Origin of the sequence: Desulfococcus sp. (genome assembly GCF_050178255.1) — a bacterium.
Taxonomy (GTDB): domain Bacteria; phylum Desulfobacterota; class Desulfobacteria; order Desulfobacterales; family Desulfococcaceae; genus Desulfococcus; species Desulfococcus multivorans.
In genome coordinates this window covers 40,822-56,316 of record NZ_JBFXGG010000014.1, presented here as the reverse complement: position 1 = coordinate 56,316, position 15,495 = coordinate 40,822, and the positions used below count along the sequence as shown (strand labels likewise).

13 protein-coding genes and 1 pseudogene are annotated in these 15,495 nt (G+C 58.3%); 8 read left to right on the top strand and 6 right to left on the bottom strand.

All coding sequences use genetic code 11. From position 1 onward, the window contains the following. The 6 genes and pseudogenes from AB7S84_RS04805 to AB7S84_RS04780 form a co-directional block, all read left to right on the top strand. Positions 1 to 325, top strand: a pseudogene (locus tag AB7S84_RS04805) (fatty acyl-AMP ligase); the annotation flags it as partial. 36 nt (positions 326 to 361) lie between these two features. After that, positions 362 to 1,438, top strand: a complete 1,077-nt coding sequence (locus AB7S84_RS04800) for an NAD-dependent epimerase/dehydratase family protein (protein ID WP_200809302.1) — start codon at positions 362 to 364, stop codon at positions 1,436 to 1,438. Then, positions 1,438 to 1,689: an acyl carrier protein gene (locus AB7S84_RS04795; RefSeq protein WP_020876521.1), complete on the top strand. Its 252-nt coding sequence runs from the start codon at positions 1,438 to 1,440 to the stop codon at positions 1,687 to 1,689. The genes AB7S84_RS04800 and AB7S84_RS04795 overlap by 1 nt, the downstream gene beginning before the upstream one ends. A 7-nt stretch (positions 1,690 to 1,696) precedes the next feature. Next, complete coding sequence (spt, locus tag AB7S84_RS04790) at positions 1,697 to 2,878, top strand: serine palmitoyltransferase (RefSeq protein WP_020876522.1); 1,182 nt, start codon at positions 1,697 to 1,699, stop codon at positions 2,876 to 2,878. A 7-nt stretch (positions 2,879 to 2,885) separates the two neighbouring features. Then, the gene (locus AB7S84_RS04785) at positions 2,886 to 4,670 is read left to right on the top strand and encodes an ABC transporter ATP-binding protein (protein ID WP_428153169.1); all 1,785 of its coding nucleotides are present in this window, start codon (positions 2,886 to 2,888) and stop codon (positions 4,668 to 4,670) included. A 147-nt stretch (positions 4,671 to 4,817) separates the two neighbouring features. Then, positions 4,818 to 5,864: a hypothetical protein gene (locus tag AB7S84_RS04780; RefSeq protein ID WP_428153167.1), complete on the top strand. Its 1,047-nt coding sequence runs from the start codon at positions 4,818 to 4,820 to the stop codon at positions 5,862 to 5,864. On the opposite strand, the gene AB7S84_RS04775 is transcribed toward AB7S84_RS04780, so the two are convergent. Genes AB7S84_RS04775 through AB7S84_RS04765 form a run of 3 tightly spaced genes read right to left on the bottom strand, consistent with a single transcriptional unit; the run spans position 5,842 to position 9,291 of the window. Further along, positions 5,842 to 7,065 (bottom strand): CDP-alcohol phosphatidyltransferase family protein, encoded by a 1,224-nt coding sequence (locus tag AB7S84_RS04775; protein ID WP_428153165.1) that lies wholly within the window; start codon positions 7,063 to 7,065, stop codon positions 5,842 to 5,844. The two genes, AB7S84_RS04780 and AB7S84_RS04775, sit on opposite strands and share 23 nt — an antisense overlap. A gap of 53 nt (positions 7,066 to 7,118) precedes the next feature. Beyond that, positions 7,119 to 8,069 (bottom strand): hypothetical protein, encoded by a 951-nt coding sequence (locus AB7S84_RS04770; RefSeq protein ID WP_428153163.1) that lies wholly within the window; start codon positions 8,067 to 8,069, stop codon positions 7,119 to 7,121. A 1-nt stretch (position 8,070) separates the two neighbouring features. Then, positions 8,071 to 9,291, bottom strand: a complete 1,221-nt coding sequence (locus AB7S84_RS04765; RefSeq protein ID WP_428153161.1) for a CDP-alcohol phosphatidyltransferase family protein — start codon at positions 9,289 to 9,291, stop codon at positions 8,071 to 8,073. A 215-nt stretch (positions 9,292 to 9,506) separates the two neighbouring features. Between AB7S84_RS04765 and AB7S84_RS04760 the strand changes: the two genes are divergently transcribed. After that, entirely contained in the window at positions 9,507 to 10,505 is a 999-nt protein-coding gene (locus AB7S84_RS04760) for a metallophosphoesterase family protein (RefSeq protein WP_020876528.1), read from the top strand. A 15-nt stretch (positions 10,506 to 10,520) separates the two neighbouring features. Here AB7S84_RS04760 and lptG read toward each other — a convergent pair whose 3' ends face one another. The 3 genes from lptG to AB7S84_RS04745 all read right to left on the bottom strand — a co-directional run bounded on the left by lptG (position 10,521) and on the right by AB7S84_RS04745 (position 12,936). After that, positions 10,521 to 11,588 (bottom strand): LPS export ABC transporter permease LptG, encoded by a 1,068-nt coding sequence (gene lptG, locus AB7S84_RS04755; RefSeq protein ID WP_020876529.1) that lies wholly within the window; start codon positions 11,586 to 11,588, stop codon positions 10,521 to 10,523. Between the two features lie 63 nt (positions 11,589 to 11,651). Next, positions 11,652 to 12,725, bottom strand: a complete 1,074-nt coding sequence (gene lptF / locus AB7S84_RS04750; RefSeq protein WP_200809301.1) for an LPS export ABC transporter permease LptF — start codon at positions 12,723 to 12,725, stop codon at positions 11,652 to 11,654. Continuing rightward, positions 12,712 to 12,936, bottom strand: coding sequence for a hypothetical protein (locus AB7S84_RS04745; RefSeq protein ID WP_020876531.1), 225 nt, complete (start codon positions 12,934 to 12,936; stop codon positions 12,712 to 12,714). Before AB7S84_RS04745 ends, lptF begins: the two co-directional genes overlap by 14 nt. Positions 12,937 to 13,208: 272 nt before the next feature. On the opposite strand from AB7S84_RS04745, the gene AB7S84_RS04740 reads away from it, so the two are divergent. Beyond that, positions 13,209 to 15,494: a Tex family protein gene (locus AB7S84_RS04740; protein ID WP_020876532.1), complete on the top strand. Its 2,286-nt coding sequence runs from the start codon at positions 13,209 to 13,211 to the stop codon at positions 15,492 to 15,494. Position 15,495: the final 1 nt, after the last annotated feature.

Below are 15,495 nucleotides of genomic sequence, written 5' to 3'. Positions count from 1 at the left end.
GGAAATCCGCACAGGAGATGCCTCGGCCTTCTCGTGCCTCTCTGCGACCGGCGAGGAAAAAGCCATCGTGATGATTCAGTGCCGGGAATCCGACCCTGCCCGGCGTCAGGAACTGACCGAACGCTTGAATCGAATCATCCGTGAAGAGTTGGGCATCGCCTGCGTTATCGAACTGGTGCCTCGGAACACCCTGATCCGCACGACATCCGGAAAACCGTCCCGTCACGGCACCCGAAAGGTTTACCTGGAACAGATCGCCGCCCAATCGTCGTCCATAGGCAACACTCATGCCGCTGCCGCTCCCGGACAACGACAGGCTGTTTAGCAGGACTGCCAACGTAGCGGCGGAATGGGGGTTGCTTTGAGATCCCCATCCCGACCTATCGCCGTCACAGGTGCGACCGGTTTTATCGGCGGTGCCGTAGCGCGACGCCTTTCGGCCCAGGGGTGGCGTGTCCGGGCCCTGATCCGACCCCGGTCGATCCATAAATCAACCGATGGTATTTCAGTGGATTGGGTAACGGGCGATCTGGAAGACGCGGAAAGTCTCCGGCGGCTGGTCGACGGCGTCGAGGCGGTGATCCATTGCGCCGGCGTCGTTCGAGGAAGAACTTCGGCCGATTTTGATCGTGTCAATGCAGACGGCGTGGCACGACTGGTCCATTTGGCGGCCCAGCAACATCCGCAACCCCGCTTTTTGCTGGTTTCCTCACTTGCCGCACGGGAACCCGGCCTTTCGGATTACGCCGCAAGCAAACGCAAAGGGGAGACGATTCTGGCAACTCTGTCAGGCGGCATGCCGTGGGCGGTGGTTCGGCCGCCGGCGGTCTACGGCCCTGGAGACCGTGAGATCCGCCCCCTTCTGGAATGGATGCAACGGGGCATTGCCCCTGTCATGGGATATGCCGACAGGCGACTCTCGCTGCTTTACGTCTCGGATCTGGCCGACGCCCTGATCCGACTTCTGGAGCGGAAAACAGCCGTCCACCGTGCCTATGAGTTGCACGACGGCCGAACGGGCGGTTATTCCTGGCCGGAGATTGTCGATGTCGTGGAAACCGTTGCCGTTCAGCCCATTCGCCGTTTCAGGATCCCGAGTCCCGTCCTGATGCTGGCTGCGGTTCTCAATCTTGCGGGATCTCGTATTCTGAAACGAGCGCCGATGCTGACGCCGGGAAAGGTCAGAGAGATGTATCACCTCGACTGGATAGCCGACAACGGCCCATTGAACGCCGACACCGGATGGGCGCCCAAAATCAGCCTCTCCGAAGGGTTTCGCCGAACGCTGATGGCCGGGGAATCCACCGCTATCCGGCATCGCCTCGAGAAAGAGCGGTTAAAACCATCATCTCCGCAGACGAAAGACGGCGGCAGTCATCTCCGGACGAAAACAGTGTCGATCAATTGCGTCGGCACTACAGGAAAGCTCAAAAATTGATGGAAATAGACGATAAGGTATATGAACGGATCATGGAAATTCTGAAGCCGCTGGTCCCCGAAGGCGTGACGGCCGGAATGGAGACCGACCTGACGGTAGACCTGGGTTTCGATTCATTGAAAGTGATGAAGCTTCTCGAGGATCTGGAGGACGGCTTCGATATCTCAATCCCCATCAGCATATTGCCGGAAGTCCGCACGGTGCAGGATCTGATGCACCAGATTCAGAAACTCTCTCAACCCGGAACATGAATTTCCAATGAAAATTTTCGATAAGTTTCAGCCGCTGGCCGAGACACGGCAGAGGATGTCCGAAACCGGGGGTACTTTTTTCAATATCGTGATGGATGAGGTGCTTTCCGCCACCGAGGCCGTTATCAACGGTCGCCGGGTCATTCTGGCCGGGTCCAATAATTATCTGGGTTTGTCATTCAACCAGGAGTGCATCCAGGCCGCTTGTCAAGCGACCCGGGAAGCAGGGACCGGGACCACCGGATCACGAATGGCCAACGGCACCCTGGCGGGCCATCTGGCGCTGGAAAAGGAGCTGTCCGATTTTTTCGGTCGACGCGGCACCATTGTCTTCTCCACCGGATACATCGCGAACCTGGCGATGCTTTCGACAATAGTGGGCCAGGGAGAGGTGATCCTCCTGGACGCCGATTGTCATGCCAGCATTTATGACGGCTGCCGGCTGGGAGCTGCCGAAGTGATCCGCTTTCGTCACAATGATCCGGAGGACCTCGAAAAGCGTCTGAAGCGCCTGGAGAAACGCCGCACCAATGTTTTGATCGTCGTCGAAGGACTATACAGCATGATGGGCGACCAGGCCCCGCTGGCCGAAATCGCCGGGCTGAAATCGCAATACGGCGCATACCTGCTCGTAGACGAGGCCCATTCCCTGGGTGTGCTCGGCGCCAACGGTCGGGGGCTTGCGGAAGCTTCGGGTGTCGAGGAAAGCGTCGATTTCGTGGTCGGCACCTTCAGCAAAAGTCTCGGCACCATCGGCGGATTCTGCACCAGCAACCATCCGGAGCTCGATCTGCTCCGATATGCCAGTCGGCCGTATGTATTCACGGCATCCTCCGCCCCGTCGATCATCGCATCCACCCGGACGGCGCTCGGGATCATTCGTTCGCATCCGGAGCTGCGCCGGAGACTATGGGACGGCGCCAACCATCTCTATCAACGCCTGAAGACGAGCGGGTTCCGCCTGGGACCCGAACCCGGCCCTGTCATCGCAGCCCGTTTCGACGACGTGGATCGGGCATTCGCCGCCTGGAACGGTCTTCTGGAAGGCGGCGTCTACGTCAACATGGTGCTGCCGCCGGCGACACCCGACGGCGGGGCGCTTCTCCGATGCAGCCTGAATGCCGAGCATACCCGGTCACAGATCGACCGGATCGGCGACGCGTATTCTGCCCTCAAACACTACGCTTAACCTTCCGATGCGTTTACCGATCACTTTTTTCCGGCGTTATCCCGGCGAAAGCCTCCTGACCCTCCTTGCCCTTCTCCTGGCCGGCGTTGCCGAAGGCTTCGGGATGACAATGCTGTTGCCGCTTCTGGGGATCGCCATAGGCGGTCCCGCCGATGCGATCGAGGCGTCGCCGGGTCAAAAACCCGCACTGGAACAGACGATCATCCGGTTATTCGAACTTATCGGCCTTTCCCCCACGATCGGTCTTCTGTTGGCCGTTTTCGTTTTGTGCATCATGATGAAAGCCGCTCTCCTGCTCATAGCCAACAAAAGGGTCGGATACATGGTCTCCCGGGTGGCGACGGATCTTCGGCTCGATCTGATTCGCGCGCTCTTCACGACCCGGTGGGAATATTACGTCCATCAACCCATCGGGCGTTTTACCAATGCGTTCGCCACCGAAGCCCGGCGGTCTGCCGACGCCTATCTTTACGGCATCCGAATCATGGCCCAGGCCCTGCAAGCCGCAGTCTACACCGTCGTGGCCCTGATGGTGGCACGGCAGGAAACCCTGACGACCCTGTTGGCCGGTTTCGTCATCCTTTTCGCGCTTCGGCATCTGGTCAAAAAAGCCAAAACGGCCGGCAACCGTCAGACGCAGCTGCTCAAATCACTGCTGTCCCAGCTGACGGATACGCTCCAGTCCATCAAACCCTTGAAGGCCATGGCTCGTGAAAACCTTGCCGATGCGGTGTTGCAGACCCGAACCCGACGCCTCAACAAGGCGCTCCGGAAGCAGGTTTTCAGTGAAGAGGCCTTGAAGGCCCTCCAGGAACCCTTGATAACCCTTTTTCTGGGCTTCGGACTCTATGCCGCGCTGGTCTGGTGGGAGATGCCCATGGCCACCGTCATCGTCATGATCTTCATGCTGATCAAGATCCTGAAGGCTCTTCAAAAGGCCCAGAAAGAGTACCAGTCCATGGTCATCGCCGAAAGCGCCTACTGGTCCCTCTGGTCAAAAATCGAAGAAGCCCGTCGGGAAAAGGAGCATCATACCGGATCTCTCACCCCGGTTCTGGAAGAGGGGATCCGTATCGAGAACGTCAGCTTTGGTTACGGGGACCGGTTTGTCCTGAAAGATCTGTCAATGTCATTTCCCATGGGATCGTTTTCGGCAATCATCGGCCCCTCGGGGGCCGGCAAGACGACGGTCGTGGATCTGATCACCGGTCTCCTGACCCCCAGGGAAGGCACCATATGGATCGACGACATGCCCTTGACTGCGGCGGACATCAAGGCATGGCGTCGGATGATCGGATATGTGCCCCAGGAGACGTTGCTCCTGCACGATACGGTGATGGTCAATGTCACCCTGGGCGACCCGGCATTCGATGAGAAAGACGCCCAACGCGCCCTCAGCGAGGCGGGCGCTTGGGGATTTGTCGCTGAAATGCCCGCCGGGATCCACACTGTCGTGGGCGAACGGGGCGCCCGCCTGTCAGGGGGACAGCGACAGCGGATCACCATTGCGAGGGCCCTGGTGCACCGTCCCCGGCTGATGATCCTGGACGAGGCCACCAGCGCCCTGGATCCCGCCTCGGAAGCCGAGATATGCCAAACCCTGCGACAGTTGAAAGGACGCCTCACCATCCTGGCGATCTCTCATCAGACCGCCCTCCTCGAGGCGGCGGACCGTGCCTACCGGCTCCACATGGGGATGGCCGAACTGCTGGCGACGCCGGATGAGAAAAAGACGCTTCGATACCCACAGAACCATCGCCAGGGCGGGGCGGCATCAGAAAAAATGAGATGAAGGAGAATCGCCGGAATGTTGCGCGTTGGGTTTCTTTTCAATCATTATTTTCCGCATCAAGTACCGCATGCGGTACCGTATGCATTTGAATTGTCGAAAAAATATCGGAATATCGAGGTCTTTGTCGCTTGTTCTTCCACCCGAGAGATGACGTTTGCAAAACGGATTGGGTCCCTTTATCCCGGCCACCGCTGCACGTTTCAACTGCTGTCGACGCCCTGGTATTACGGATGCATCGATCCCGTGGTATCCAAGTGGATGTTTTTACGCAAAAAAATGGTGCTGCGGCACAATCTTTCTTTTTTCCGTGGGCTGGATGCGCTGGTGTCTCCGGAACGGAACTGCATGAAACTGCGGACGCGATACGGCATCACGGACTTGATCATGATCCACACCCGTCATGGCGCGGGAGATCGGGAGGGTGGATTTGATGACAAGTCAGGCGCCTTTGACTTCACCCTTTTACCGGGGCGAAAATATGTAGACCAACTTCAGCGTCTAGGCTACCTGTCGGATGATCGCTATGCCGTGATCGGATGGCCGAAATTCGAGGTCGTTCAGGGCCTGAAGCCGGAAAGGCCGCGCCTTTTCAGGAATGATCGTCCCATTGTGGTGTACAATCCGCATTTTGATCAATCCGTGTCGTCCTGGAAGCCGATGGGACTGGACGTTCTGGACTTTTTTGCGGAAAACAGGGCGTTCAACCTGATATTCGCACCCCACGTGGTGCTTTTCAAGAGAAGCCGGCGGCATCGGGCTTCACTCCCCCGAAAATACCGTCGGCTGCCCAACATTCACATCGATACGGGCAGCGATGCCTCCATCGATATGACCTATATGCTCGGGGCGGATGTCTACCTCGGAGACGTCAGCAGCCAGGTGTACGAATTTCTTCTGAAGCCCCGTCCCTGCATCTTTCTCAACGGTCACCAGGTGGCGTGGCAAAACAATCCCTACTATCGGCACTGGGGGCTGGGACGTGTCGTGGATTCGGTCCGCCCGGGGTTGGGCGAAGCCCTGTCACAGGCTTTCAACACCCATCCAGAGTTCCTGGAAAGCCAACAGAAGGCTTTTGCCTACACCTTCCACACGGCGCCGGGAAGCACGGCAGCGGAAAGAGGAGCCGTCGCCATCGCTGAGTTTCTACTCGATACCCGGAAAGAAAACCATCTCAATCCGGTGTGCCGCGGATAAACCAGCGAACGGCCGGGGAGTTCAGGTCCCTCGACCGGCGTGCATCCACAAACCAAGTGGTCAGCGACCCCTCCCGGATTCTGATCAGGGATGCCCATGCCAACCGCAACAACAAAAAAACGCTGCTCAGCAACGTCCAGAAAGCCACCGCCAACAGTCCGAGATCCGGCCGCCCCCACAGCGTAAAAAAGGTCAAGAGGATCAGGCAGGGATTGCGCCGGGCAGTCACCAGCCTGAAACAGGAATCCATGGGCTGCCAGCAGAAAATGCCGAATCGGCCCAAACATTTTTTAAACGTCAGTTCCACCAGACGCCCGGCGACATACCCGATCAGCATCAGCCAGATGACCCTGTCAAGCGCATAGAACAGTCCGCCCGGATAAGCATATTTCAGCCCCAGACCCCATAGCATATACCAGACGGGCGGACTGAAAAGGTCGATCAGATGGTCGAAATAATGGCCGAAACGGCTGGCGGTCACGGTCACCCGGGCCAGTTTTCCGTCGACCGTATCCAGAAAGGTCATCACCCATGCCACTGCCAACCCCCAACCATATTGGCCCCGTATGAACAGACCACCCGCGAGGACGACCAGGATCAGACTCGTCAGGGTGACATGGTTCGGCTGAATTCCCAGACGCACACACTGCCGGACAGCCCATTGGGCCGGATGGGGCCAGACCCATTTGGTCACCAGATCGGTGACGCCCTTGTAGGACCAGGCAAACAGCCCTCGTTCCAGGCGTCTTTGCCGATCGGCTGAGACGGGCAGGACAAAAGGGGGATCGAATTTTCGTAATTTTTCCTGAAAAGAGAGAGCCAGGCTGTCCAGGGTCTGGATTCGGACACCGGGCGGCAAAGGCTTTTCAGGATCCGTCATGGCGGTATGGGTCTGATGGGCGATGCTGCCGGACACATGGGCCGCGACAGCCGTCTTCTCCCCTCCGTCTTCATTTAAAAGCAGCATGTCCGGGGTTGCTGCCAGGTAATGGATCAGCCGATCGTCGATCAGGTGGTCGGCCCTGAGGATCAGCACCGGCGCATCGGCATGAAGCACGGCAAGGTCAGCCACGATGCGAACGCCGCCCATGGCCCCCAGAACCCGCACCATGCGCTCCCGGCATGTCATACCCCATATTTTGACAGGGCTCTCCGCAAAAAAGCAGACGGATAACGTCATATTGTTCTCTTCTCTCTTCATGTTCTCTCCCGTGATATCCGTTTGTGGATACCGGTTTGCCGACACCTCGGGCTTCAACGGAAACCGCCGCTTCGGTAGGCCCGCCAGGCCAGGACCCCGGCAGCCAGGATCGGATGTCGCCGCAGGCGGGGCTCGGCCGCCACGGTGACGCCGGAGTGACGTTCGATCTTCCACAGGATATAATCCACTCCGCCCTCGAAGGTCATCGTGGCCTTGAGCAACCGCAATATCGACAGCAGCTTGCCCTGGACCGTCCGCAGCCGCCAGGCCGCCCGGGCAACCCATTGCGCGCTTTTTGGAATATTCGTTCGGAAGCGACCGTCAGCCTCCATCGGAACCGCCGTCCACCGGGGCATCCCCCCCAGGACGTGACGGGTGGCTGCTTCGAAATAACCGGGATCCGCGTCGACCAACCGAACCTGCCGATCCGGCCGCTCGCTCCGTAGTTCGGCCCGATAGCTGAGCTCAAGCCCCCGCCCCCAGAGTTCCCTGGCGGTAAACACCGGCGGCATACAGGGCAGGACCCGGGACACAAACGTCACGACGGCCTGTGCCAGCGCCGCGACCACGGCATCCGCTGTTGCGGCGTCGCGGGCGTATATCATGCGGCAAGGTTGGCAGAAACGTCCCCAGAGGTAGGAATGGAACCATCTGTCGGTGGTGCCCTTCTGAAAATCCTCGAGGGAGATCACTGCGTATTTGGCACGGACGGTCAACCCGTCAAAGGACGCCTCGTGATAATAGACGTTGGGCGGCAGCCGGTGATTCAGGAACGCGTGGCAAGCATTCCGGTAAGCGGTGCGATAGGTATCCACCAGGACATAAAGGTCGGCCAGACCATCCAGCGCATTTTCCTTTCGCAGGCATGATCCATAGAAGAGAATCCCCTGCACATGCCCGTCAAAACGTGTGAAGATGTCCTGGATCAGACGATCCATGGCCGACGACGGCGCACCGTTGACGCTTTCCCGAATCTGGTCGAGAAGATGAATCGGAACCTGCATGTTATCCCGTGGTACGGCCGGTGAAAAGCCGCCAGGCAAGTGTCCTGTCGTACCGATGTCGATCCGCGTCCGTGAACCAGGATACCAGGGGCCCCCGCCGTATTCTCGTCCCTGCCGCCCACACCAGACGCATCCACAGGAAAAGACTCGTCACTACCGTCCAGACGGCCACACTCAAAAGTCCGATCTCCGGGCGGCCCGCCAGGACGGACACGGTGAGCAGAAACAGGTTCGGGTTCCTTCGCGCCGTCACGAGGCGGAAAAAGGAGTCCACAGGCCGCCAGCAGAAAATGCCGAATTGTCCAAGAACCCATTGAAAAAGGCCCTCCGCAAGACGTCCCGACGCGTATCCGACCACGATGAGCCATAACAGGGCCGTCATCGAAACCCCCATGGACCCTCCCTGGTCGGTCGTCAATCCAATGCCCCAAAGCATGTACCATACCGGCGGATGGATCAAATCGATCAAATGGTCGAAATAATGGCCGAAACGGCTGGATGCCACGGTGACCCGCGCCAGCTTTCCATCCACGGTATCCAGAAAGGTCATCAGCCACCCGGCAACGAGACCCCAGCCGTACTGGCCGCAGGCAAACAGCCCTCCGGCCAGCACGACCAGCACGAGACCGGCCGCGGTGACATGGTTTGGCCGGATCCCCCATCGGACGCAACAGCCAACCGTCCATCGGGCCGGAACAGGCCAGACCCATTTCGTGATGACATCGGTGACGCCCTTATAAGACCAGTCGAAAAGCCGACGCTCAAGAGCGTGTCGCCGCTCCGCCGATACCTGCAGCACGAAGGGGGGATCAAATTTGAGGAGGCCGGCCTGAAACGAGAGGGAGAGGCTTTCCGGCGTCTCGATCCGAAGCTCGCGGATCGACGGATCTTCAGCTCCGGTTTCAATATATTCGGAGATTCGGGTGGCAAGGCCGGCGGACACATGGGCCGCCACCGGAATAGATCGTCCGCCGTCGTCGATCTGCAGCATCGTGTCCCGGGTCCGGGCCAGTTGTTTGACAAGGCGGTCGTCGATCAGGTAGTCACCCCGAAACAGCAACACGGCGGCGCATTCCCGAAGGTCGGCAGGATCGACCTCAACGGGATGGAATCCCGCAGCCGACAGCACACGAAAGATTCGCCGACGAGGCGTCAGCCCCCAGATACGAACGGTGGTTTTTCCGACAAAACAGAGGAACAGGTCCATAGCCGATGCATTCATAAATGTTTAATGCCCATATCGTCAGGGTAGATATCCGATTATCCGCGCCGCGCTCAGAACATCGATATCGCGTTTCCGGTTTCGGTCCTTTCTCCAGTGAACCGCCTTATATAGGGAAAGATGCGCCGACATGTCAATTCCAAATCAAAACGGTTCTCCATTCAGACGTCCGCAAGCCTTTGCAAATCGTTTTCGATTCCTGTATAGATGGAACCATGCCGCTTTACGACCCACCGCCGGCCCAGGACGATTCCCGGACCGATATCGGCCTCGTCGCCCGGACGCGATTCCTTCTGGCCCACGTTTCCGATCCTCACATGGCCTGGCGATGCCGGGTTTCCTGGCGCGATCTCATCGGCAAGCGGATCCTGGGGTATCTGGGATGGCGGCTGCGCCGCTGCGCCGAACACAGGGAGGAGATACTCACCGCGCTCCGGGAAGATCTTGCAAGGATAGCGCCGGATCATATCGCCGTAACCGGCGACCTGACCCATCTGGGTCTGTCCCAGGAATTCGAAAACGCCCGGAGATGGTTGGAGCGTCTCGGTGACCCCTCCCAGGTTACCGTAGTTCCCGGAAACCACGATGCGTATACCGGGGCGGACCGGCATCGAGGCTTCGTCCTCTGGCAGAGCTACATGGCCTCGGACGATTCTCATCCGCCGGAGAGATGGGCAGGCTCCCCGAATCTGTTTCCAACAGTGCGACTCCGGGGATCGGTCCTCCTGATCGGCGTGAACACGGCCCATCCCACCCCGCCGCATCTCGCCACCGGCACCATCGGAAATTTCCAGTTGAGGCGTCTGGAAAGCATCCTGAAAGCTGCCGCCGGCCGGCGGTTGTTCCGCGTCATTCTCATTCATCATCCCCCGCTGGCCGACATCGTCAGCCACCGCAAGCGTCTCACGGACGCATCCGCGCTTCAGTGTCTGATCGGGCGATACGGCATCGAGATGATTCTTCATGGTCATTCCCACAAACATACCCACAGGATATTGAAAACAGCCTCAGGTACGACTCTTGTCGCCGGCATGCCGTCGGCATCCGCTCTGGGCCGAACCCCAGAGCGACGGGCGCGCTACGCCATCCACGACATCCGCCCCGTCTGCGGCGGCTGGCAAGTGGTGACGACCGAACGGGTTTATGCCGCGGTCGGCAATTATTTTTTCACGGAGGCACACCGGTGCATGCACATGGCAAGTTCAAAACACTGAGCGTATCGATCCGCTTTACATAACAGCCCTCAACCGCCAAAACGCGACGCCGGATATAACAACGACCGGCACCATTGCCGTAACCCATGGCGGAATGTTCAGAAGCAATCCCAGGTTCACGCTCAACCGATCGAGCAGATACAGAGAGATCCCCACAAAAGCCCCGATGGTAATACGGTATCCGGCGCTCTGACTCCGGGTGGATCCGAAGATGAAGCTGAGGCAAAAGAGGACCATGGCCCCAGTGGTCAACGGCATGCCGAGTTTCCGCCACAAGGCGAGTGAATAAGGCGCAACGCTCTGGCCGCTCTCGTCGAGAGCCCGGATGTACCGCGTCAGGTCAGGGGTGGAGAGGCTATGAGGGGGTAGTGTGAGCAGGTCGATCTGTTCCGCGCTGAGAAAGGAATCCAGTGTCATCGACGGGACTTCTGTTGATGAAAAACCCTGTTCTGTAATCTGTTTCATTGAAACGCCATGCAGGATCCATTGCTTGTCGTCACCGATATCGGCGGATCGGGCCTGGATAAGACGCTCCAGCCGTCCGTTGGAATTGAATTCAAAGATGTCGATATCGGCTGCCAGACCGTGGCTCAGCATTTGGTCGACATGGATGAAAACGGTCTTTCGCCGCGCCCAGAACCCCTGACGGACGACCGTGACGTCTGCACCGGCAATGGCCTGGGCGCGGGCATTGCGGGCCTCCTGCTCCCAGATCGGCACGGCGATTTCGGCAAGCACGCCCGCTCCGACCATCAACAGCAGTCCGGCGCCCAACACCGATATCGATATCCGCCTGACCGAAATCCCGGAAGCCTGCATCCCGAGAAGTTCATTGCCGTCAGCCAACATCCCCAGGGCGATGATGCCGCCCAGCAGCGTGCTGATGGGCATCAGATCGAGGAGACGCTTGGGCAGGGTCAGGGCCACATAGCGGACGGCATCGGCCAGACGGTAGTCGCCGCGTCCCACATCGTCCAGCTGGGACAGGAATTCAAAAAAACTGAACAGGACCGCGAGAATCAAGATGATCAGAAAAAAACTCTGCAGAAATCGCTGCCTGATGTAACGATCGATAATTTTCAATAACGATACAAATCCTTCACATTCAAGACGGGACGCAGCGTCTGGCCGTACGTCCGGACACGATCACGCCTTCCGGAATATCGTGATGCGGGGCCGCCATAAGATCGCTCCCACCAGCACCGCCATCATAATCTGAACCCACCACACGCCGGGAAAGGTGGTGAGAACCCCCTGGCCGACCCATTTTTTGGCGACGGCGCTGAGATTGTAGTAAATCGCGAACACCACCACCGCTGCAGGCATTTTCGCGTACTTACCGCGACGTGGCGAAGAACGTGCAAGAGCGGCGCCTATAGGCGCCAGGAGCACCGCCGAGAACGGCGACGACAGCCGCCACTGGAGTTCGGCGATCTTTTCGGGATCCTCCGAACCGGCCAGTGAAGCGGTCGTTGCGGCCTTGATCTTGAAATCCCGCCGAGGGTCCCGGGGTTCCATGCGGATCATCGACGTACCGAAATGCATGATGCGCCCCTGATTTTTGACCGTGGAAAATTCATAAAAATAACCGTCCTTGAATTCCAGGACCGGCCTCCCGGTTTTTTCATCCCTGCGCTGCCTGGCCTCCTGTGCAAAAATGATCTGGAGTTCGCGGTCCTGCCGTGTTTGAATGAATATCTTTCGGGCATAATTTGCCTGACCGTCGACGCGGTCCGCGAAGATCACCCGATCGCCGTTTTCAATTTCATAAAAATTCCCCCCCTGCATCCGCGTCAGGTCGAAATTCACCAACGCCCTCGCCTTCAGTTCATAGAATCGTTCCCAGGCCCAAGGCCTTATGTGCAGCGAAAAACAGGCCGTGACCCCTCCGACGAGAATCCCCATCAGAAAAACAGATCTCATGACGCGACCGGTGGCGATGCCGCAGGCGGATATCGCCATCATCTCGCTGTCCCCGTACAGGCGACCCAACGCGATGATCACCGAAAGGTAAAGGGTCATGGGAAGCAACACTTCCAAAGCGATGAGAATTCTGAGTACAATGAGAAAAAAAACCACCATTCCAGACAGCTGGCCCTCGACGGCGTCCTCCAGATACCTGGCGGCGATGTAGCAGCCGAAAACAAAAACCAGAATCGTACAAATCACCACGGCCGGCTTGGCAATCTCGCGCTGGATATATCGGTCAAGAATCATCATCGATGCATTCGTAAGTGTGGGACATCATAACCGCCTTCAGACCGGCTTCATCGATTCGGCGGGTTTTCATCCCCAAAACCCATCCCCACTCCCTCATGGTCGAAATCTGGTTGTGGTAGGGCAGAATGGGGAATCCGGCCGACCGGATCGTTTTGACAAGACAGCGAAAGGCTTTGGGCGCGAAATAAGGGCCGGCTGCCTGCGTCACCATCACGCCCCCTTCGATCAGGTGCCGACGGATATGACTTGATACCTGTGCAATTAAGATTGATATAAACCAAGGGAATTCATAGCAGATCAGCACACAGGGGTCAATGGGGGCCTTTCGGCCCTTGACTTTGTCGGCGTCCCTGCTTTATAGCTCGTTACATTTTCGAGTGATGCGAAATATCCAATGGCCCAAACCTGAAGGTCGAAGCGGACGGCGTTTGTCGGACCTTCAGGCTTCAGTTAACCTCCCTGTTTTCAAATAGAGGACCTTTAATGAATTCAGAGCACCTGTCGAAAATCACGGAAACCACGGGCATCTCGACGGCTCAGATCCATGCCGTCGCAAACCTGATCGCGGAGGGCGCCACCATTCCCTTCATCGCCCGTTATCGGAAAGAGGCCACCGGCAGCCTCGATGAGGTCGAGATCACCGCCGTTCGCGATCAGCTCAAAACGCTGGAGGAATTGGACAACCGGAAAGCCGCTGTCTTGAAATCCCTGGAACAGCACGGCCACCTTACCGACGATCTCAGGGACGCCGTTGACGCGGCACAGACATTGTCGGTTCTGGAGGATATCTACCTCCCCTATCGGCCAAAGCGTCGGACCAAGGCCACAATTGCACGCGAAAAGGGTCTGGAGCCCCTGGCGAGAACGATTTTCGAACAGTCCACACCCGATCCGGAAACAGCGGCCACCGAATTCGTGAACCCCGAAGGCGGGGTCGAAACCGCGGAGGAAGCCCTTCTGGGTGCGCGCCACATCATCGCCGAATGGATCAATGAAAACGCGGAGGCCCGGGCCGATATTCGGAATCTGTATTTCGAAAAAGGGGTCTTTCGGAGTGAGGTCCTCCCGGGAATGGCGGAAAAGGGCGCCAAATTCAGGGACTATTTCAATTGGGAGGAGCCGGTCAAAACCGCCCCGTCCCATCGGGTGCTTGCCATGCGGCGGGGAGAAAACGAGGAGATCCTCAGCCTCATCGTCGCGCCGCCGGAAGAGGATGCCCTGGCCCTTCTGAGACATCGCTTTATCAAGACTTCCGGCGCCGCGGCCGATCAGATCGCGACGGCAGTGGCCGACAGCTACAAACGCCTCCTTTCCCGTTCCATGGAGACGGAGGTTCGGCTCGCCGCCAAGGAGGCCGCCGACGCCGAGGCTATCCGGGTCTTCGCCGAAAACCTGCGAGAGCTTCTTCTGGCGCCCCCCCTCGGTCCCAAACGGGTCATGGGGGTCGATCCGGGATTCCGGACCGGATGCAAGATCGTCTGCCTCGATCGGCAGGGAAAGCTTCTCCATCACGACACCGTTTACCTTCATCAGCCGGAACGCGCAACGAATCTTGTCCGAAAGCTATGCCGGGATTTTGAGATCGAGGCCGTCGCCGTGGGCAACGGGACGGCCGGGCGTGAAACCGAATCATTCTTCAGGGGTCTCGACCTGCCCCGAGACCTCCCTGTCGTCATGGTCAACGAAAGCGGCGCTTCCATCTACTCCGCCTCTGATGTAGCCCGGGAGGAGTTCCCGGATCTGGATCTGACCGTGCGTGGTGCCGTCTCCATCGGCCGGAGGCTCATGGACCCCTTATCGGAGTTGGTCAAGATTGACCCAAAATCCATCGGTGTCGGCCAATACCAACACGACGTCGATCAGGGGGCCCTTAAATCGGCCCTGGATGACGTTGTGGTGAGCTGCGTCAACGGCGTCGGGGTCGACGTCAACCGAGCCAGCGTTCAGTTATTGACCTATGTGTCCGGTCTCGGTCCCCAACTGGCGAAAAACATCGTCGCCTTCCGTGACGAAAACGGTCCATTTCGGTCACGGACAACGCTTCAGAAGGTCAAGCGTTTGGGTCCCAAGGCTTTTGAACAATGCGCCGGCTTTCTCCGCGTCAGCGACGGCGAAAACCCTCTGGATGCCAGTGCGGTCCACCCCGAAAGCTACCCTGTTGTGGAACGGATGGCCGCCGACCTTGGCTGCACCGTGTCGGATCTCATGGCGTCGGGGGACTTGCGAAGAAAAATCGACATTGCTTTGTATGTCACGGAAACGGTGGGACTTCCCACCCTCAGGGATATTCTCGAAGAACTGGCCAAACCCGGACGGGATCCGAGAAAGGTTTTCGAACCCTTTACCTTTGCTCCGGGTGTCGAAACACCCTCCGATCTCGTCCAGGGGATGAAATTGCCCGGCATCGTCTCAAATGTCACGGCTTTCGGCGCCTTTGTCGATGTGGGGGTTCACCAGGACGGTCTCGTGCATATCAGTGAATTGGCGGATCGCTTCGTGAAGGACCCGGGGGAAATTGTCAAAGTGGGGCAGCGCGTGACGGTGACGGTCCTGGACGTGGATCTGGCACGAAACCGAATCGCACTTTCCATGCGGTCGGCCTCGAATGAGCAGAAACAATCCGGATTTTCAGGAAACGCCGCCGTTGCCGGAAAGCAAAAGCCCCGGCGTAAACAGTCCACTGAAAAGCCGGAAATCGGAAAAAACCGCCGGAAACGAAACGAACCTTTCAACAATCCCTTCGCGGAGCTCATGAAAAAGCGATCCTGAC